Source organism: Nonomuraea montanisoli (assembly GCF_013363975.1).
GTDB lineage: Bacteria > Actinomycetota > Actinomycetes > Streptosporangiales > Streptosporangiaceae > Nonomuraea > Nonomuraea montanisoli.
The window spans coordinates 248275-267638 of sequence record NZ_JABWGN010000003.1 but is presented as its reverse complement, the minus strand read 5'-3'; the positions used below and the strand labels follow the sequence as shown (position 1 = coordinate 267638).

The 19364-nt window shown below is 71.8% G+C and carries 18 protein-coding genes and 1 riboswitch; of the genes, 12 read left to right on the top strand and 6 right to left on the bottom strand.

The window, feature by feature from the left end; translation table 11 throughout:
* Positions 1 to 13 precede the first annotated feature (13 nt).
* Positions 14 to 1324, top strand: a complete 1311-nt coding sequence (locus HTZ77_RS08125; protein WP_328808483.1) for a sensor histidine kinase — start codon at positions 14 to 16, stop codon at positions 1322 to 1324.
* Between the two features lie 76 nt (positions 1325 to 1400).
* Entirely contained in the window at positions 1401 to 2057 is a 657-nt protein-coding gene (locus HTZ77_RS08120) for a response regulator (protein WP_175588849.1), read from the top strand.
* A gap of 61 nt (positions 2058 to 2118) precedes the next feature.
* Here the strand turns inward: HTZ77_RS08120 and HTZ77_RS08115 are convergent, their stop codons facing one another.
* Complete coding sequence (locus HTZ77_RS08115; protein ID WP_175588848.1) at positions 2119 to 3252, bottom strand: phosphotransferase family protein; 1134 nt, start codon at positions 3250 to 3252, stop codon at positions 2119 to 2121.
* A 185-nt stretch (positions 3253 to 3437) separates the two neighbouring features.
* Here HTZ77_RS08115 and HTZ77_RS08110 point away from each other — a divergent pair, with 185 nt between their 5' ends.
* From HTZ77_RS08110 to HTZ77_RS08085, 6 genes are all read left to right on the top strand, one after another.
* A complete protein-coding gene (locus HTZ77_RS08110) occupies positions 3438 to 4715 on the top strand; it encodes an NYN domain-containing protein (protein WP_328808482.1) in 1278 nt (425 codons plus the stop codon).
* Positions 4716 to 4977: 262 nt separating this feature from the next.
* Positions 4978 to 5904, top strand: coding sequence for a C40 family peptidase (locus tag HTZ77_RS08105; protein WP_235994478.1), 927 nt, complete (start codon positions 4978 to 4980; stop codon positions 5902 to 5904).
* A gap of 465 nt (positions 5905 to 6369) precedes the next feature.
* A riboswitch (cyclic di-AMP (ydaO/yuaA leader) is annotated at positions 6370 to 6529 on the top strand.
* Positions 6530 to 6716: 187 nt separating this feature from the next.
* Complete coding sequence (locus tag HTZ77_RS08100; RefSeq protein WP_328808481.1) at positions 6717 to 7130, top strand: C40 family peptidase; 414 nt, start codon at positions 6717 to 6719, stop codon at positions 7128 to 7130.
* Positions 7131 to 7296: 166 nt separating this feature from the next.
* Positions 7297 to 8250, top strand: a complete 954-nt coding sequence (locus HTZ77_RS08095) for a hypothetical protein (RefSeq protein ID WP_175588844.1) — start codon at positions 7297 to 7299, stop codon at positions 8248 to 8250.
* Positions 8251 to 8258: 8 nt separating this feature from the next.
* Positions 8259 to 9809, top strand: a complete 1551-nt coding sequence (locus HTZ77_RS48100; protein ID WP_328808480.1) for a M48 family metallopeptidase — start codon at positions 8259 to 8261, stop codon at positions 9807 to 9809.
* Positions 9806 to 10906 carry a glycosyltransferase family 4 protein gene (locus tag HTZ77_RS08085; RefSeq protein ID WP_175588843.1) on the top strand — a complete coding sequence of 367 codons (1101 nt, stop codon included), beginning with the start codon at positions 9806 to 9808 and terminating at the stop codon, positions 10904 to 10906. The genes HTZ77_RS48100 and HTZ77_RS08085 overlap by 4 nt, the downstream gene beginning before the upstream one ends.
* Before the next feature lie 38 nt (positions 10907 to 10944).
* Here the strand turns inward: HTZ77_RS08085 and HTZ77_RS08080 are convergent, their stop codons facing one another.
* From HTZ77_RS08080 to HTZ77_RS08070, 3 genes are read right to left on the bottom strand one after another with little or no spacing between them, the layout of a single operon-like run.
* Complete coding sequence (locus tag HTZ77_RS08080) at positions 10945 to 11862, bottom strand: carbohydrate ABC transporter permease (protein ID WP_175588842.1); 918 nt, start codon at positions 11860 to 11862, stop codon at positions 10945 to 10947.
* The gene (locus tag HTZ77_RS08075; protein ID WP_175588841.1) at positions 11859 to 12731 is read right to left on the bottom strand and encodes a carbohydrate ABC transporter permease; all 873 of its coding nucleotides are present in this window, start codon (positions 12729 to 12731) and stop codon (positions 11859 to 11861) included. Before HTZ77_RS08075 ends, HTZ77_RS08080 begins: the two co-directional genes overlap by 4 nt.
* Positions 12731 to 14020: an ABC transporter substrate-binding protein gene (locus tag HTZ77_RS08070; protein ID WP_175588840.1), complete on the bottom strand. Its 1290-nt coding sequence runs from the start codon at positions 14018 to 14020 to the stop codon at positions 12731 to 12733. Before HTZ77_RS08070 ends, HTZ77_RS08075 begins: the two co-directional genes overlap by 1 nt.
* Positions 14021 to 14273: 253 nt before the next feature.
* Between HTZ77_RS08070 and HTZ77_RS08065 the strand changes: the two genes are divergently transcribed.
* On the top strand, positions 14274 to 15041 hold the full coding sequence (locus HTZ77_RS08065; RefSeq protein ID WP_175588839.1) for a DeoR/GlpR family DNA-binding transcription regulator: 768 nt from the start codon (positions 14274 to 14276) through the stop codon (positions 15039 to 15041).
* A 43-nt stretch (positions 15042 to 15084) separates the two neighbouring features.
* On the opposite strand, the gene HTZ77_RS08060 is transcribed toward HTZ77_RS08065, so the two are convergent.
* The gene (locus tag HTZ77_RS08060) at positions 15085 to 15477 is read right to left on the bottom strand and encodes a hypothetical protein (protein WP_175588838.1); all 393 of its coding nucleotides are present in this window, start codon (positions 15475 to 15477) and stop codon (positions 15085 to 15087) included.
* A gap of 232 nt (positions 15478 to 15709) precedes the next feature.
* Between HTZ77_RS08060 and HTZ77_RS08055 the strand changes: the two genes are divergently transcribed.
* Positions 15710 to 15982, top strand: coding sequence for a MerR family transcriptional regulator (locus HTZ77_RS08055; protein WP_175588837.1), 273 nt, complete (start codon positions 15710 to 15712; stop codon positions 15980 to 15982).
* A gap of 67 nt (positions 15983 to 16049) precedes the next feature.
* Here the strand turns inward: HTZ77_RS08055 and HTZ77_RS08050 are convergent, their stop codons facing one another.
* On the bottom strand, positions 16050 to 17828 hold the full coding sequence (locus HTZ77_RS08050; RefSeq protein ID WP_175588836.1) for an AMP-dependent synthetase/ligase: 1779 nt from the start codon (positions 17826 to 17828) through the stop codon (positions 16050 to 16052).
* A gap of 172 nt (positions 17829 to 18000) precedes the next feature.
* On the opposite strand from HTZ77_RS08050, the gene HTZ77_RS08045 reads away from it, so the two are divergent.
* Positions 18001 to 18768, top strand: coding sequence for a metallophosphoesterase family protein (locus HTZ77_RS08045; RefSeq protein ID WP_175588835.1), 768 nt, complete (start codon positions 18001 to 18003; stop codon positions 18766 to 18768).
* A gap of 157 nt (positions 18769 to 18925) precedes the next feature.
* Complete coding sequence (locus tag HTZ77_RS08040) at positions 18926 to 19363, top strand: SRPBCC family protein (protein WP_175588834.1); 438 nt, start codon at positions 18926 to 18928, stop codon at positions 19361 to 19363.
* Position 19364: the final 1 nt, after the last annotated feature.

Below are 19364 nucleotides of genomic sequence, written 5' to 3'. Positions count from 1 at the left end.
AACCTCGGGACATGTGAGCGACCACGACGAGTACCGCTGGGCCCTGCCGTCCGTCCTGCTGGGCGACGGCTCCGCCGGGCGGCCGGTGCGGCGCTCCACCCGCGACTGGATCGTCGACATCACGATGTTCCTGGCCGCGTGCGGCATCACGCTCCTGACCGCGCCGGAGCTGGAGGGCCTGCCGGGACCGCTCATAGTGATCGAGCAGGTCGCCGGGGTGCTGGCCTGCGTGGCCGTGTGGCTGCGCCGCCGATGGCCGGTGTGGTTCGCGCTGGTCACCACGCTGTTGTCGACGTTCCTGCTGATGGTGGGCGGGGCGGCGGTGGTGGGCCTGTTCACGGTGGCGGTGCACCGGCCGTTCAAGGTGGCGGGGGCGGTGGCCGCGTTCGCCATGCTGACGCTGGGCCCGTACGTGATGCTGCACCCCGACCCCGACCTGGGGCCGACCGGCACGATGACGCTCAGCGTGGCGATCCTGCTGACCGTGTTCGCGTGGGGCGTGGTGATCCGGGCCCGGCGGCAGCTCGTCTGGTCGTTACGGCAGCGCGCGGTCATCGCGGCCGAGGAGGCCAAGCGGCTCGAACGCGAGCGGATCGCCCGGGAGATGCACGACGTGCTGGCCCACCGCATCTCCATGCTGAGCCTGCACGCGGGGGCGCTGGAGTTCCGGCCCGGCGCGCCGCCGGAGGAGGTCTCCAGGGCGGCGGGCGCCATCCGGCACAGCGCGCACCAGGCGCTCCAGGATCTGCGCGAGGTGATCGGGGTGCTGCGCCACCCGTCGTCCTCCGGCGACGAGAACGGCCCGGTCCCGGCCCGGCCCCAGCCCACGCTGGCCGACCTGCGCTCCCTCGTCGAGGAGTGCCGGCAGGCGGGCATGAAGGTGTCCTTCACGATGGACGGATTCGGGGGGACGGGGACGCGGGGCGGCCCCGGCGGTGATCCCGGCGAGAGCGACGCCGATGGCGGCGGCGGAAGTCCCGGCGACACCTCTGGCGACGCCACGGGTGAGGCGGCAGATGAGGCGGTGGTGTCCGACGGTCTCGGCCGTACCGTCTACCGCGTCGTCCAGGAGGCCCTCACCAACGCGCGCAAGCACGGGGGTGGGGCGCCGGTGTCGGTGACCGTCGCGGGACGTCCGGGCGACGGGGTGACGGTCGAGGTGCGCAACGCGGTGTGGGCCAGGCAGAGCCCGCGCATCCCGGGCGCGGGGGCGGGGCTCATCGGGCTCACCGAACGGGTCGAGCTCGCGGGCGGCCGCCTCGACTTCGGCCCGGCGGCGGGAGGGGACTTCCGCCTGCACGCCTGGTTGCCATGGACACCGTGATCCCGTCGGGTGCGGTGGGGCATGGTCGGACGGGGTGCGCGGAGGTCGGTGGCGGAGGGTGGTTACGGTGGACGGCATGACGATCAAGGTGCTCATCGTGGACGACGACCCGCTCGTCCGGGCCGGTCTGGCGATGATCCTCGGCGGCGCCGACGACATCGAGATCGTGGGCGAGGCGGGTGACGGGTCACAGGTGCCGCCGATGGTCGCCGAGCACCGTCCCGACGTCGTCCTCATGGACATCCGCATGCCGGACGTCGACGGGCTCACCGCCACCGAGGCGCTGCGCGCGGCGAAGGAGCCGCCCGAGGTGGTGGTCCTGACCACGTTCCACGCCGACGCGCAGGTGCTCCGGGCGCTGCGGGCCGGCGCGGCGGGGTTCCTGTTGAAGGACATCGCGCCCGCCGAGCTGGTCGGGGCCATCAGGAAGGTGGCCGCCGGCGAGCCCATCCTGTCGCCGGTCGTCACCCGGCAGCTCATCAGCCACGTGTCGGGCGGCGGGACGGAAAGCCGCTCCGGTCGCGCCCGCGCCCTGCTCGACCGGCTGAGCGAGCGCGAGCGGGAGGTGGCGGTGGTCGTCGGCCAGGGCCGGTCCAACGCCGAGATCGGCTCCGATCTCTACATGAGCGTCGCCACGGTCAAGGCGCACGTCTCGCGCATCCTCACCAAGCTGGGGCTGAACAACCGGGTGCAGATCGCCCTGATCGTCCACGACGCGGGCTCCGCGAGCTGAAATGAGCCGTCGAACGGCTGCTCAGGGGTACGGAGGAGCGGTGGACGGCCGGTGACACGGGTCAGTCCGCGATCATGCGTTCCAACGTCGCGCGGTGCAGGACGAGGTCGTCGGGGTCGTCCGGCATGGCCTGTTCGCCGAAGTGGATCCGTCGCCGCCACACCCTCGCCATGATCACCCCATGTCTGAGCGCCGCGTACGTGAGGTGGAAGTCCATGTTCGCGGGCGGATGACCCGTGAGGTCCTGGTACGTCCGGCAGACGTCGTCCCGGCGCATGAAGTCCGGCAGCCCAGGCAGGCCCATGGCCTCCGTGAGGTCCTGGAAGAACCGGTGCAGGAAGACCATCCACGCCAGGTCGAGCTCCCGCGGCCCCACCGCGGCCATCTCCCAGTCCAGCACCGCGACCGGCCGGAAGTCCCGGTACATCACGTTGCCGATCCGGGCGTCGCCCCACGTCAGCACGTCGGGTCCGGGGTCGTCCGGCCAGTGCGCCTCCAGCCAGCCGAAGGCGCGCTCCAGCAGCGGGATCGGGTGGTCCCCGTGCGCCCACGCGTAGTAGGCGCGCTGCGCGTCCACGTGCGCCCGCAGCCCGCCCCTCCCGCCGTAGGAGGAACCGGGCGAGCCGTGCGGCTGAGGTCCGTCGTCCGGCAGAGCCGGGCCCCGCCGTGAGAGGGGCGACAGTTCCTCCCCCGTGAACGGGGTGTCGTGCAGCGCGGCCAGCAGTCCCACGCTCGCGTCCTGGAGCGTCCGCCGCCTCCCCGGCGGTGCGTCGAGCAGCCAGCCCTCGAACGTGTACGGCATGACGTCCGGCGGCACGTCCCCGTCCTCCCGCTCCATGACGAAGAACGGCGTGCCCAGCGCCCCCGGGTCCGGCTCGAACCACAGCGCCCTCGGCGCCGGAACCCCCGCCCTCTCCCGGGCCAGCCGCATCACCTCGAACTGGGCCTCCAGGTCGTAGCGGGGGAAGACGGGCACCGCCTCGGCCGCCGGGGCCAGCCGCGCCACGCAGCGCACCGGCCGCTCTCCCGCCCAGGAGGCGGTGAAGAACAGCGTCTCGCTGGACATGCCGTTCGCCGAGGGCCGCGACAGCTCCGACACCTCCACCGGGCCGCCGGTGCGGCCGGCCAGCCACGCGGTCACCCGGTCGTGGAGGGCACGCAGGTCACGGGTCGACGTCCGCATCTCCTCGGCCATGGCGGTCTCCTCCGGCTGTTCGGGTCCCGCACCAGTGGTATACCCCTAGCAAGCGCTTGTCCACGTGGGGCGAGCGTTACGGTCAGGTACGGGGCAGCCGTACCCTTGTCTGAAAGGGCATGTCACGAAGGGACAGTGGGATGAGCTCAGCGGGTGAAGGCCTGTCTCGCCCGCTTCCCGAACCGGTGCGGCTGAACGTCGTCGACCTGGCGGCCCAGGTCCTCGGCTCGCTTCCCGCTGCGTCCGTTCCGCCCCCGTTGCGGGGCATCGCCAAGTTCGACCCGCGCAAGCGCGCCCGCCTGGGCAGCGCCCCCATCGCCGCGCAGCTCGAGAACGACAAGGAGTTCCGCGAGCTGGTCGCCGAGTCGGTCACGGCGGGCTGGCCCGAGCTGGTCGCCTCGCTGACCGAGGGGCACGTGCCGCCCGCCGCCGACCCCGTGCTCGTGGCCGCCGCGGCCTACCTCACCCGCCCGCCCGGCTGGGCCGACATGGTCGAGGCGGCCCGCGCCGACCTCGAACGCTCCGCCGTGGCCGCCGAGGGGTCCGAGCGCGAAGAGGTCGTGACGCGGCTGCGCGAGCAGCTCGCCGCCCAGAAGAACGCCGCCAAGGAGGAGACCGAACGGCTGCGCGAGCAGCTCAAGGCCGCCCGTACGGAGAACTCCGACCTGCGCCGCCGCCTCCACGAGGCGCGCGAGCGGGCCAGGGCGGCGCAGCGGCACTCCGAGGAGATGGCGCAGGCGGCCGAGGAGGCCCGGTCGGCGGCCTCGGCCGCGGGCAGCGCCGGCGAGGCCGAGCTGCGACGGCTGCGCGAGCGGCTGGCCGACGCCGAGAAACAGCTCGAAGCCTCCCGCCGGGCCGCCCGCGAGGGCCGCAGCATCGAGGACGCCCGCATCCGCGTCCTGCTCGACGCCCTCCAGGACGCCTCCGCCGGGCTGCGCCGCGAGCTGGCCCTGCCCACCATGATCAGCCGGCCCGCCGACTCGGTCGCGGCCGTCACCGGCGAACGTCCGAGCGTGCGCGGCGTGCCCGCCCGCGCGCTGGCCGACGACGACCCGCAGCTCCTCGACCAGCTCCTCGCGTTGCCGCAGGTGCACCTGATCATCGACGGCTACAACGTGACCAAGGCCGGCTACGGCACGCTCACGCTGGCCGACCAGCGTAACCGCCTCATGACCGGGCTCGGCGGGCTCGTCGCGCAGACCCGCGTCGAGGTGACCGTGGTCTTCGACGGGGCCGAGCTGAACGCGCCGGTCCAGGTGGTGGCGCCGCGCGGGGTGCGCGTGCTGTTCAGCGCGCCGGGGGAGATCGCCGACGACCTCATCCGCCAGCTCGTCCGGGCCGAGCCGCCGGGGCGGGCCATCGCCGTGGTGTCCTCCGACCGCGAGGTCGCCGAATCCGTGCGCAGGATGGGCGCCCGGCCCGTACCATCAGGACTGCTGCTGCGCAGGCTGGGCCGCGCCTGAGCCCGAACCCGCGCCGGTGGCTCCGTTCGGGCTGGGCCCGGCGCGGCATCGCCGCCCGGGTTGGACAGGTGCGGTCAGGGGCGCCGACGTGAACGGATGCGGTCAGGGCCGCCGGCGGTAAAGCAGCGGTAAAAGGAATCTGGCGTTTAGGTGAGATCCCTGCCGCCACTTCTGTACTATTTCGCCCCAGGTGTGTTCCCTGGGAGGCGTCGCTGTGAGGTTGGGCCGGTTGCCGGTGGTCGCGGGTCTCGCGGTCGGATTGATGGTCGTGCCGACAGGTGGAGCCCAGGCCGCGCCAAAGCCGACGATCAAGCAGGCGAAGGCCAAGCTCGCCAAGCTCAACGACAAGGCCGACAAGGTCGTCGACCGCTACAACACGGCGACCGAGAAGCACAAGAAGGCCCAGGGCGTCTACGACGGGCTCAACGCCAGCTACAAGCGCAAGCTCGCCACCGTGGCCGACCTGCGCCAGCAGGTCATCTCCGCGGCGGTCAACAGCTACAAGCTCGGCGGCGACGCCGCGGCCGTGCCGGGCGTGATCACCTCCGACGACCCCACGACCGTCCTCGGCGGCCTCGCCCTGGCCGACCAGGTGTCCCGGGAGCGCGCCGAGAAGCTGGCCGCCTTCGACCGGGAGAACCGCGGCCTCAAGACCGAGCGCGACAAGGCCGAGGCGGCCCTGGCCGCCGCCGACGACGAGCGCGACGCGGTGCGCAAGGAACGCGCCGAGGTCCTCAAGCTCATCGCCCAGCAGAAGAAGCTGCTCGACCGGCTCGGCGCCTACCGGGCAGGCGACCCGAACAGCACCGGCATCAAGTACACCGGTGCGGCCTCGGGCAACGCGGCGGCCGTCCTGAGGTTCGCCTACGCGCAGGTCGGCAAGCCGTACGTGTTCGGCGGCACGGGCCCCGGGGGCTGGGACTGCTCGGGCCTCACGCAGGCCGCCTGGCGCGCGGCCGGCGTCTCCCTGCCGCGCACCACCTGGCAGCAGTGGGCGTGGGGCGCCTCGCGCAAGGTCTCGCTGGACGCGCTCCAGCCCGGCGATCTCATCTTCAGCAACGGTCTCGGCCACGTCAGCATCTACGCGGGCAACGGCCAGATCGTTCACGCGCCGCAGACGGGCGACGTGGTCAAGGTCGTCACGCTCTCCTCGTACGGCGGCAGCATCGTCGGCGCCGTCCGTCCCTGAGACCGGCCTCACGGCCCGTCCCTGAGACCGGCCTCACGGCGGCCCTCCCGCCCCGTTCGCGAGCTCGCGGCGGGGCAGTCTAGCAATCCTGCCGTTATTCCGTGCCGGAACGACTGTAAAGAACTGAACGGATCCGGTGCCGTTCATGGTCACGTGGCCTGGCAGGACGACCGGGGCAAACCTGACAAATGCGACGAAAGAGTCCTGACTGGCCAGTGATTCGTCAAGTGTGAGCAGAGTCACATTTGCGTAACGAATCATGGCGACAAGCTGGGATTCATCGTCTTACTAACACCTTATGTGGATCTTTACAGCTTGACGATGGCTTTGCCGTTTCATGACTTGTCGGCGTAACTTCTGGCGTCGCGGCGAACAAGCCATGGCGTCGCGAGCCAGCATCGGTCCTCCCGATGTGGACGAGATAGAGATCCAGCGGTCGCCGCCGTAGATATCCGTACGTGTGTCGGCGGTGACCTGCCGAGTCCGTGCAGCCAGGAGGCACGGAGCCGGGGACCCAGCGATCCCGAGCCCGGGATCAGGGGTGAATCGGCGCGCGAGCGCGCCGTAGGGCGACTTCCAGGCCCGAATCCGTCAGCTAACCCGGTAGGCGTTCGTGGAAGATCCAAGGAGAAATCCTGTCTACCTCTTCGCACAACCCCCGTCTGTCCCGAATCGCTCTGAGCGGTGTCGCTCTCTCCATGACCGTGACGGCCGGAGGCCTGGTTCTCCATGCCCCGGCGGCCCAGGCGCAAGGGACGACGAGCAGCACGGCCGGCGTTTCCACGGTTTCGGCGGGCACGGCCGCCGCGTCCGTGAAGCAGGCCATCCGTAAGACGGCGAAGGCGTCGAAAGCCGTCCGGCAGCAGGCGAAGGCCCACACGGCCGTCGCCGTGGCGAAGGCCCAGATCGGTGACCCGTACCGCTACGGCGGCACCGGCCCTGGCGCGTTCGACTGCTCCGGTCTCGTCCAGTACGCCTGGAAGAAGGCCGGCGTGCGCATCCCCCGCGTGACGAACAGCCAGTACGCACGCATCAAGAAGAAGATCTCCTGGAAGCACCTGCGGCCGGGCGACCTGATGTTCTTCCGGGGACTCGGCCACGTGGGCATGTACGTCGGCCACGGCAAGATGGTCCACTCGCCGCGGACAGGTCTGACGGTACGCATCGAGAAGCTCAGCGGATGGCGCAAGTCGTCGTTCGTGGGTGCGGTACGTCCTGGCCTGTGAGCACTCACGAAGACCCCGTCCCGGGTTGGGGACGGGGTCTTCGTGCGTTCGCGGGGTCATCGTGCGTTCGCGGGGCGTCGTACGTTCACGGGGCTCGGGGCCGACCGGTCCGTCGTATGGCGGAACCGCCGGGCGGCGGCCGGACGGCCGGGTACGATCGGACAGCGTGTCCGCCCGGGTGAGTCGTCGTGCCGTGCTGGCGGGGGTGGCGCCCCTGCTCGCGCTCGCCGCCGCGTCCTCTCCCGACCGCACCGGCGCCGCCCTCCAAAACGCTCCTGACCGCACCGGCGCCGCCCTTCACGAGGCTCCTGACCGCACCGGCGCCCTCCAGGACGCTCCTGACCGCACCGGCGCCCTCCAGGACGCGAGGGTCACGACGGCAGGCCCCTCCGGCACCGGAATGGCGGCCGAGCCGTGGCCGGGGGAGACCCGGGCCGTCCCCGGCGCGCGGTCCCTCGTGCTGGGACACGTGCGCGGACACCGGGCCGACCCGGCGCTCCTGCGGGACCTGGCTCACCGCGCCGACGCCGCCGCCGCGCGCGTCTCCGCCGTCCTGCGGACCCCCGTGAGGCCGCTCGTGCTCGTGCCGGCCACCTCCGCCGAGGCCGCGCGGCTGGCCGGCGTCACAGACGTCGAAGGGCTGGCCGCCCTGGCCGACGGCGGGCGGGTCATCGTCGTTCCCGAGGCGTTCGGCCGCCTCACCGACGTCGGCCGGGACGTCGTGCTCGCCCACGAGCTCACCCACGTCGCCGCCGGCACCGGCGGACTGCCACCCTGGCTGTACGAGGGGTTCGCCGACTACGTGGCCTACCGCGACGCCGGCTTGGCCGTGCCGGTGGCTGCCGCCGAGCTGGCCGCCGAGGTGCGGGCCGGGAGGACGCCGGGCAGGCTGCCCGGGGCCGCCGACTTCGCGCCCGGTTCGTCCAGGCTGGCGGCGGTCTACCAGGAGGCGTGGCTCGCGTGCCGGTTCGTCGCCGAGTGGCGCGGAGAGGAGACGCTGGTAAGGCTCTACCGTGATGCCAGGACGCGGGGCGCCGCCCGGGCGCTCGCCGCCGCCGGGCTGCCCATCGCGAGGCTGACGGCGGGCTGGCGCGCGTACGTGCGTGAGAAGCTGGCGTAGGGGGAAACGTGACGAAGGACGGGCAGGTGGGGGACACCTTCCCCACGACGGACGCGTCCGGGCCGGACACGCCGCAGGAAGCGGGGTCCGACGTGCCCGGGTCCTCCGACCCCGGGGAGCCGGGCTCCGACGTGCCCAGCGCCTCCGAATCTGGGCAGCCGGGCTCCGGGGTGCCCGGCGCCTCCGCGGCCGGGGAGTCGAGGCCGGACGTGCCCGGCGCCTCCGAATCCGGGGAGCCGGGCCCTGGCGCGTCCGGGACGGGCGCGCGAGACGATCAGGCCGGGGCCGGGGCCGGGGCCGGGGCTGAGGCCGGGGCCGGGTGGCGGCAGGCCGGGGTGGTGTGCGCCGTGCTCGGCCTCGCCACCCTGGCCGTCGTGGTCGTCACGACGCCCTGGCGGGCGCTGCCGCCCTCCGCGCCGTACGTCGCCCCCGACCCCGCCCGCGACTTCACCCCCGCCGAGATCGCCCGCGCCGCCGCGTTCGACGCCGCCACCACCGCCCCCGCCTACCTGTCGCTGGGCCTCAGCCTGCTGTTCGCCGGCCTGCTCGTCCTCACCCCGGTCGGCGCCCGGCTGCTCGGCCGCCTGCGCGGCCCGTGGTGGGTGCGGGTCGTCCTCGGCGTGCTGCTCCTCACCGCACTGGTCGAGGCGGTGCGCTGGCCGCTCGGCATGTGGGCCGAGACCGTGCTGCGCGCGTACGGGCTGTCCACGCAGGACTGGGCCGCCTGGTCGGCCGACCGCGTCAAGGGCATCGGGGTCAACGCCGCCGTGCTGGCGGTCGCGATGATCGCCGTGGTCGGCCTGGCCCGGAAGGTGCGGCGGTGGTGGATCCCCGCCGCCGCGGGGGCGTTCGCGCTGACCGTGGCGCTGTCGTTCGTCTATCCCGTGGTGGTCGAGCCGCTGTACAACGACTTCCGCCCCATGCCGCAGGGCCCGCTGCGCACGGGCCTGCTGCAGATGGCCGCGCGGGACGGCGTGCCGGTCGAGGACGTGCTCGTCGCCGACGCCTCCCGCCGCACCACGGCGCTCAACGCGTACGTCTCCGGCTTCGGCGCCACCCGCCGGATCGTCGTCTACGACACGCTGCTGCGCGCGCCGGCCCCGCAGGTGGAGCTGGTGGTCGCGCACGAGCTCGGCCACGCCAGGAACGGCGACGTGCTCGACGGCACCCTCGTCGGCGCGCTGGGCGCCGCCGCCGGCACGGCGCTGCTGTACCTGGCCTTCCAGCTCGTACGGCGGCGCGCCGGAGTCGCCTCGGCGGCCGACCCGAGGGCGGTGGGCGTGCTGGTCGGACTGATGTCCCTGGCCACCGTGCTGTCCGGCCCCGCGCTGAACCTCGTCAGCCGCCACGTCGAGGCCCGGGCCGACGTCCACGCCCTCGACCTGACGAGAGACCCGGCCACCTTCGTGGCCATGCAGAAACGCCTGGCGATCACCAATATTGCCGACTTGTCGCCTGATGCCGTGGAATATGCGCTCTATGCGTCCCATCCGTCGACGCCCGAGCGGATCGCCCTGGCGCGGGCCTGGGCCCGGCTGAATGGCGTCCCGGCGCCGTGACCGGCCGCGTCGTCATCGTCACCAACGACTTCCCGCCGCGGCCGGGCGGCATCCAGTCCTTCGTCCACGGCCTGGCCGCGCGCACCCCCGGCGTGGCGGTCTACGCGCCCGCCTGGCCGGGCTGCGCCGAGTTCGACCGCAGCCAGCCGTACCCCGTCGTGCGCCATCCGACCTCGCTCATGCTGCCCACGCCCGACGTCGCGCGCACGGCGGCCCGGCTGGTCGCCGAGCACGGCGCCCGGACCGTGGTGTTCGGCGCCGCGGCCCCGCTCGGGCTGCTCGCCCCGCGGCTGCGCGCCGCGGGGGCGCGGCGGGTGGTGATGCTCACGCATGGCCACGAGGCGTCCTGGGCGGCCGGGCCCGGGTTCCGCTCCGTGCTGCGCCGCATCGGCGGGCACGCCGACGTGGTCACGTACCTGGGGGAGTACACGCGCGCCCGGCTGGCCGCCGCCATCCCGCCGGACAAGCTCGTCCAGCTCGCGCCCGGCGTCGACACCGGGCGCTTCCGCCCCGAGGCCGAGCCCGGCCGGGCCAAGGAGGCGCTCGGGCTGGCCGGCCGGCCCGTGGTCGTGTGCGTGTCCCGGCTCGTGCCGCGCAAGGGCCAGGACCGGCTGATCGCGGCCTGGCCGGAGGTGCTCGCGGCCGTCCCGGACGCCGTGCTGCTGCTGGTGGGCGGCGGCCCGTACCGGCGGCGGCTGGAACGGCTGGCCGGCCGGCACGAGTCGGTCCGCTTCACCGGCACCGTCCCGGCCTCGGAGCTGCCCGGCTACTACGCGGCGGGCGACGTCTTCGCCATGCCCTGCCGTACGCGCTGGCGCGGGATCGACGTGGAGGGGCTCGGCATCGTGTTCCTGGAGGCGTCGGCGACCGGCCTGCCCGTGGTGGCGGGCGCCTCCGGCGGGGCGCCCGACGCCGTCCGCCACGGCGAGACCGGCCTGCTCGTGGACGGCGAGGACACCGGCGAGGTCGCCGCCGCCCTCGCCGAACTGCTCGGCGACCCCGAGCGGGCCCGCAAGCTGGGCGCCGCCGGCCGCGAGTGGATCGGCCGCGAGTGGTCCTGGGACCTGGTCGCCACCCGCTTCCACACCCTCCTGTGAGAGTCATCCCTCCTGTGAGAGTCATCCTTCCGGTGAGGTCATCCCTTCGTCGCCCCGAGCGTCAGCCCGGCCACGAACTGCTTGTGCAGCAACTGGAACACGATCAGCGTCGGCAGCGCCACCAGCACCGACCCGGCGGCCAGCAGGTTGTAGTCGGTGAAGAACTGGCCGCGCAGGTTGTTCAGCGCCGAGGTGACCGGCAGCTTGTCGCCTGACGACATGAGCACCAGCGCCCACAGGAAGTCGTTGTACATCCAGGTGAACTGCAGCGTGGACAGCGCCGCGAGCACCGGCCGGCACAGCGGCAGCGTCAGCCGCCAGTACCGTTTCCACACGCTCGCCCCGTCCACCAGCGCCGCCTCGTTGATCTCCTCCGGGATCGTGCGCATGAAGTTGGCCATCACGAACACGCAGAACCCGAACTGGAACGCCACGTGGACCAGGATCAGCCCGAGGTAGGAGTCGTACAGGGACTGCGAGTCCGACAGCCACGCCGGCAGCGGGACCATCGCGTACACGGTGTAGAGCGGGGTGATGAGCACCTGCGGCGGCAGCAGGTTGCCCGCGGTGAAGACGATGAGCAGCGTCCTGCGGCCCGGGACGCGCAGCCGCGCGATGGCGAACGCCGTGAACGACGCCATGAACAGCGTGACCACCAGCGCCGGGACCACGATGATCAGCGTGTTGAGGTAGTAGCGGGGCAGCTCCGCCTGGCTCCACGCCCGGCCGTAGTAGTCGAGCGTCAGGTGCTCGGGCAGCGAGAGGTAGCCCAGGCGGGCCGTCTCGTCGTACGGGCGCAGCGAGGCGTACACCGCGAGCGCCAGCGGCAGCAGCCAGCCCAGCGCGACCAGCCCGAGGAAGGCGTGCAGCAGCACCCGCAGCGGGCGCACCGGGCGGCGGGGCGGCGTGCCGGGCCGCCCGGACGCGCGGGTGGGGGCGGGGGCGGTGAGCGTCATCGTTCCTCCCTGAACAGCTGCGACAGGTACGTCACGATGAACCCGATCGAGATCGCCAGCAGGATCACCGCGATGGCCGAGCCGAACCCGATCCGGCTGGCCTCGCCCACGATGTTCTCGGTGACCAGCACGGACAGCAGCTCCAGCCCGTTGCGGCCGCGGTTGATCGCGTAGACGATGTCGAACGCGCGCAGCGCCTCGATCACCGTGATGACCAGCACGATCACGTTGATCGGCCGCAGCGTGGGGAACACGACGCGGAAGAACGTCTGCGCCTCGCTCGCCCCGTCGATGGCCGCAGCCTCCTTCAGCGCGGGGTCCACCGCCTTCAGCCCGGCCAGATAGATGATCATGACGTAGCCGACGTGCCGCCAGCCGGCCGCCACCATGACCACCCAGATGTTGATCGACCGGTCGCCGAGCCAGTCCACGCTCAGCCCGGTCACCGCGTTCAGCACGCCGTAGTCGGAGGAGTAGACGAGCTGCGCGATGAAGCCCACCACGGCCAGCGACAGCACGACCGGCAGGTAGAGCGCGCTCTGGTAGATCCGCGACAGCCGCAGCCGCCGGTCCAGCAGCACCGCGCAGAACAGCCCGAACGGCGTCGCGACCAGGCCGAGAAACCCCAGCCACAGCAGGTTGTTGCGGATCGCGGACCAGAACGGCGGGTACGCGCCGGCCAGGTCGGCGTAGTTGCGTCCGCCGACCCAGTCGAGAGGGCCGATGCCGTTCCAGTCGGTTCCGGACAGCCCCACGGAGGCCAGCGTGGGCCCCCAGATGAGGCCCACGTTGACGACGATGGCCACCCCCAGCCCGATGACCAGCACGGTCACGTCGCGGGCGGAGTAGCGACGGGTCTTGACGGCCATCAGCGGAAGATGGTGGCCTTCTGCTTCTCGATGCCGGCCAGCAAGGAGTCGATCTCGCCGGGTTTGCCGACGAACGACTGGAGTGAGGGGATCATCACGGTCGAGGCGAAGTCGGGGCGGGTGTCGCGGTCGAGGAACTGGGCGATGTGCGCCGCCTTGGACACCAGCTCGGCGCCGCGCTTCTGCAGCGCGCTGTAGCCGCTCGTGTCGGCCTTGGAGCTGGCGGCCAGGGTGCCGGGGTCCAGCCCGGTGGCGACGTTCTGCGCCGCGGCCTGGGCGAGATGCTTGAGCAGCGCCTTGGCGCCGTCCACGTTCTTCGCCTTGGCGGAGATCATGTAGCCGTCGATGGGCGCGTCGATCGAGTCGGTGCCGTGCGCCGGGTTGATCTCCGGGAAGGTGAAGAAGTCGAGGTCGTCGCGCTCGTTCTCGGGGAACTGCTGGGCGACGAACATGCCGAGCAGGTACATGCCGGTCTTCTTCTGCTGGAGCGACTGCGCGGCCTCCTGCCACGTACGGCCCAGCGCGGCCGGCTGGTGGTACTCCATGAGCCCGCGCCAGGTGTCGAAGACCTGCCTGACCCGCGGGTCGGTCCACGACTCCTTGCCGCCCATGAGGGAGATGTGGAAGTCGTAGCCGTTCGTCCGCATGTTGATGATGTCGAACGTGCCCATGGCCGGCCAGCCGTCCTTGTCGGCGAACGCGAGGGGGATGAGCCCGTCGGCCTTCATCTTCCTGGCCAGCGCCGTGAACTCGTCGAGCGTCCTGGGCGGCTCGTAGCCCTTCTGCTGCCAGAGGCTCTTGCGGTAGAAGACGGCCCAGGGGTAGTAGGTGAACGGCACGAAGTACTGCTTGCCGTCCGTGCCCGTCGAGGCGTCCTTGAACGCCTGCGTGTAGTCGCCGCCGATCTCGCGCCACACGTCCGAGATGTCGGTGGCCAGGCCCTGCTCGGCGAAGAACTGCATCCGGTAGCCGGCGAACCAGGTGAAGACATCGTCCGGCGTGCCCTTGAGGTAGCGGTTGATGTTCTCCTGGAACGTGTTGTGATCGACCGTGTTGACCTTCACCTGGGCGGAGTGGAAGCTGTCGAGCACCGTGGCCAGCGACTTCTTCGGCACCTCGTCGGAGGCGTTGGAGCCGAGCGTCACCGTGCCGAGGCCGCCCGAGGCGCTCGCGCCGCCCGTGGCCGGCCGGGGGCCGGAGGAGCAGCCGGTGAGCAGGGCCGGGACGCCGAACGCGGCGGCGGCCCCGAGCAGGAGGTTGCGGCGGGAGAGGGGCGCACCATGGTCCATGGGTGGTTCCTCCTAGCGTGGACCGTCAGATTCCCCCGAGTTCGCGCACTTCCATTCATCGAAAACCCAACATTTCGGACTGTCAACGCATGATTTCGTGCGAGTTTGCGGGAGTTCGGCGGAGTTCGCGGGAGTTTGCAGGAGTTCGGCGGAGTTCGCTGGTGTTCGCGGAACAAGGCGGAGGGATTTCCGGGAACGGCGTGTCATCATGCGTCTGAGGGCGTGTCGGAAACTGTTGGGATGTGGTGACGCGATGCTGGCCCCGCAGCGGCAGCAGGCCATTCTCGAACTGGTCCGGCTGAACGGCGGCGTCAAGGTCGTCGATCTCGTACGGGCGTTCGGCGTCTCCGACATCACCGTCCGCCGTGACCTGGAGGTGCTGGCCGAGCGGGGGCTGCTCGCCAAGGTGCACGGCGGCGCCACGGCGATCGGCACCGGCTCTACCGACGAGCCCGGCTTCGCCGCCAAGTCCATGCGGCAGGAGGAGGAGAAACGGGCCATCGCCCGGCGCGCCGCGGTCCTGGTGGAGCCGGGCTCCGCGGTCGCGCTGTCGGCCGGCACGACGACGTACACGCTGGCCCACGAGCTGGCCGCGGTGCCCGGCCTGACCGTCGTGACGAACTCGGTGCGCGTCGGCGACGTCTTCCAGCGGGCCGGCCGGCCGGACCAGACGGTCGTGCTCACCGGCGGCGAGCGCACCCCGTCGGACGCGCTCGTCGGCCCGGTCGCCGTCGCCGCGATCCGGCGGCTCAACATGGATCTGCTCTTCCTCGGCGTGCACGGAATGAGCGTGCGGGCCGGATTCACCACCCCGAACATGATGGAGGCCGAGACGGACCGCGCGCTCGTCGAGGCCGCCTGCCGCCTCGTCGTGCTCGCCGACCACACCAAGTGGGGCACGGTCGGCATCAGCACCATCGCCGAGCTGGCGGAGGCGGACGTGGTGGTCTCGGACGCGGGGCTGCCGGAGGAGGCCCGGCAGGTGCTGGGTGAGCAGGCGGGCGAGCTGATCGTCGCGTGACCGGCCGGGCGCGCGGCCGGTCACGCGTCATGCCCTGTGGGGGCTAGTTGCGCTCGAGCTTGGTCTGGATGGAGACGAGGATGTCCATCATCTCGAGCTGTGTCTTCTGCATGGACCGCTGGCTGTCCTGCATCGTGGCCATCGTGCCCTCCATCACCGTGAACCTGGTGTCGAGGTTGGCGACCTTGTCGTCCAGCCTTGCGACCTTGTCGTCCAGCCTTGCGACCTTGTCGTCCAGCTTCGCGACCTTGTCGTCCAGCCTGGCCACCTTGGCATCCAGGGCCGTGACCTTCCCGTCGAGGACCTTGACCCGGTCGGCGACGCCGTTGATGCGCTCGGTGAGTTGCTGGCCGAGCTCCATCTGGTCGGCGCGGACCTGGATCAGCTCGTTCTCGATCGCCGTGGCGTATTCGAGCGCCGCGTCCTTGATGCTCATCGCGATCTCCCCTACCTTTCTAGGTAGGGACCGGGGATGTATTGGATCTCCGGTCCCGCTTCCTTTCTTTCTTGGTGCTCAGATTACCCGTGCGGTCGCGGCTGCCAAGGCCATTTCCGGACGCGACTTCGAACAAATTTCAGGTCGCCTACCTGGGCAAATCCAAGAAATGCCGGAAAATTCGCCCGTAATTCTCGTCGCTCAAATTGGAGATAAAGGGCGCAATGGCGGGGTGGGCGAGCGGCACTACGGGCCCGACGCGCCGGTCGTCGTGCGGCGCATCCGCACCCTGCTCGACGCCGGGCTGCCGACCAGGGTGATCAAGGAGGTGCTGCCCTGCGTCGAGGGGGACGACCGGCTCGCCGCCTGCACGCTCACGCACCTGCGCGGCCGGCTCGCCGGGCTGGAGGAGCGGCTCGCCGGGCTGCGGGCCACCCGTGACGCCCTGGCCGGCCTGTTGGAGGCGGTCGAGGGCGCCGGCCGGCGGCTCGCCTCGGTCGGCTGAAGCCCTCCCGGCCGCGAAAGGGAGCGCGAAAGGGAGACAGACACCTTCCCGGCCGTGAGGGAGGGCGTCAGGACGTGTACAGGGCCTCCACGTCGGCGGCGAAGTCGCGCATGACGATGTTGCGCTTGATCTTAAGGGTCGGCGTCAGGTGGCCGCTCTCCTCGGTGATGTCCGCGTCCAGGATCGTGAACTTCTTGATCTGCTCCGCCTTCGACACCGTGGCGTTGGCCCGGTCCACCGCCTGCTGGACCTCGGCGCGGATCTCCGGGTCGGCGGCCGGATCGGCGGCGCCCCCGGCCCGCCCGCGCGTGGAACGCCACTGCTCCAGCGCCTCCGGGTCGAGCGTGATCAGGGCGCCCACGAACGCCCGGCCGTCGCCGACCACCACGGCCTGGGAGACCAGCGGATGGGCCCGCAGCGCGTCCTCCAGCGGCCCGGGGGCCACGTTCTTGCCGGCCGCGGTGACCAGGATCTCCTTCTTGCGCCCGGTGATCCGCAGGTAGCCGTCGGCGTCCAGCTCGCCCACGTCGCCGGTGCGGAACCAGCCGTCGCCGTCGACCACCTCGCCGGTGGCGTCCTCGTTGTTCCAGTAGCCGCGGAAGACGTTGCGGCCCCGGGCGAGGATCTCGCCGTCCTCGCCGATGCGCAGGGTGACCCCGGGCAGCGGCTTGCCGACGGTGCCGATCTTGTTGGCTCCCGGCATGTTCACGGTGCACGGCGCGGAGGTCTCCGTCAGCCCGTACCCCTCGAAGACCTCGATGCCGGCGCCGCGGAAGAAGTGGCCGAGCCGCTCGCCGAGCGCGCCGCCGCCGCTCACGGCCGCCGACAGCCGGCCGCCGGTGGCCGCGCGCAGCTTGCGGTACACGAGCCGGTCGAACAGGGCGTGCCGCAGGCGCAGCCCGAGGGGGGCGCCGCCCGCGCTCTCGGCGCGGCTCCAGGCCACGGCCGTGTCCACGGCGCGGGCGAAGATCGCGCCCTTGCCGCCCGCGATGGCCTTCTGCTCGGCGCCGTTGTAGACCTTCTCGAAGACCCGCGGCACGCCCAGCAGGAACGTGGGGCGGAACTCCACCAGGTCGGGCGCGACGTTCTTCATGTTCGGGGTGTGGGCGAGGACCGCGCCCGCCTCGACCAGCGCCACCTGGATCATGCGCGCGAAGATGTGCGCCAGCGGCAGGAACAGCAGCCCCGCCGGGTCCTTGGTGGTGAACAGCGGCTCCAGCGGCCCGCGCACCACGTTGCGGCCGGTGAAGAGCAGGTTGTCGTGGGTGATCCGGCAGCCCTTGGGGCGGCCGGTCGTGCCGGAGGTGTAGACGACGGTCGCGAGGTCGGCGCCGCAGACCCGGCCGCGGCGCTCGGCCACGTCCGCCTCGGAGATCTCGGAGGCGCCGGGCAGGCCGTCGAGCGCGGCCTCGACCCGCCACAGGTCCTTCAGTCCCGGCGCGGCCTCGCGCACGGTCTCCTCGTGCCCGTCCAGCTCGACGAATGCCGCGCGCGCCGCGCTGTCGGTGAGGATCCACCGGACCTGCTCGATCGAGGACGTCTCGTAGATGGGCACGGTCACCGCGCCCACCGACCAGATGGCGTAGTCGATCAGCGTCCACTCGTAGCGGGTGCGCGACATGAGCGCGACGCGGTCGCCGTGCTCGATCCCCGCCGCGATGAGTCCCCTGGCCAGCGCGACGACCTGGTCCCGCAGCTCGGCGGCCGTGACGGCCGCCCAGGCGCCGTCCACCTGGCGCCGCACGACGACCCGGCCGGGTTCCCGCTCGGCCCTGTCGAACACCGTGTCGGGCAGGCTCGCGGTGGGCGGCACATCCACCAGTACGGGAACGCTGTACTCGCGCACGGACAAACTCCTCCAGGCGGACGCTTCGGGGATTGCCTGGACGTTACCGCGATAAGTTACGCGTCGGTAGCTTTGTCATCCAGGCGTTATGAACCCATTCCTCACGCTAGCAGCCACAGATCAGTTGGGACGCCCGCCGCATCGGCGACCCGCCATGCCTAGGATTGCCCGCATGCGGGTCCATGTCATCAGCGATGTGCACGGCAGGGCCGACGCGCTGGCCGCCGCCGGGGAGGGCGCCGACGCGCTGGTCTGCCTGGGCGACCTCATCCTGTTCATCGACTACGCCGACCACGGGCAGGGCATCTTCGCCGACCTGTTCGGCGCCGAGCGGGCCGCGGAGTTCATCGGGCTGCGCACGGCGGGGCGTTTCGACGAGGCCCGCGCCATGTCCGCCCGCCTGTGGGCGACCCTCGACGGCGACCCGCGCGAGCACATCGAGCGCCAGGTGCGCGCCCAGTACGAGCGCCTGTTCGCCGCGATGCCGGCGCCCGCCTACCTCACCTACGGCAACGTCGACCTGCCGGGCCTGTGGGCCGACTACGCGCGGGACGGGCACCGGGTGCTCGACGGCGAGAGCGTGGAGATCGGCGGGCTGCGGTTCGGGTTCGTGGGCGGGGGCCTGCGCACCGCGTACCGCACGCCGTACGAGATCAGCGACGAGGAGTACGCGGCGAAGGTGGAGGCGGTCGGCGAGGTCGACGTGCTGTGCTGCCACATCCCGCCCGCGGTGCCCGAGCTGCTCTACGACGTGGTGGCCCGGCGCTTCGAGCGGGGCAGCGAGGCCACGCTGGAGCTGATCCGCCGCACGCAGCCCCGGTACGCGCTGTTCGGCCACGTCCACCAGCCGCTGCACCGGCGCGTCCGCATCGGCCGCACCGAGTGCGTCAACGTGGGGCATTTCCGGGGACGAGGCGTTCCGTTCGTCCTTGAATGGTGAAGCGTCCACACCTGATCAGTGGGTCCGCCGCAAGTAGCGGTTTCTGCACTACGGTGGGCCGCGTTCAGCGGTCCGCCGCAAGTAGCGGTTTCTGCACTACGGTGGGCCGCGTTCAGCGGTCCGCCGCAAGTAGCGGATTCTGCACTACGGTGGTCGCATGGCTGATCGCACGACTTCGAGCATCGTCATCGACGCCGACCGGCCCGGCGTGATGGCCGTCATCGCTGACTTCCCCTCCTACCCCGCATGGGCGGGCCAGGTGAAGAGCGCCGAGGTCCTGACCACCGGCGCCGACGGCCGGGCCGAGACCGTGCGGTTCGTGCTCGACGCCGGAGTGATCAGCGACACCTACACCCTCGGCTACACCTGGCACGACGACGAGAGCGTCTCCTGGCAGGTCGCCGAGCCCGGCAAGATGGTCGCCGAGCTGGCGGGAAGTTACCTCCTGTCCGAGGTGGGCACGGGCACCGAGGTGACGTACGAACTGGCGGTCGAGCTGAAGGTGCCGATGATCGGCATGCTGCGGCGCAAGGCCGAGAAGGTCATCGTGGACACCGCCCTCAAGGGCCTGAAGAAGCGTGTCGAAGGCCGCTGAG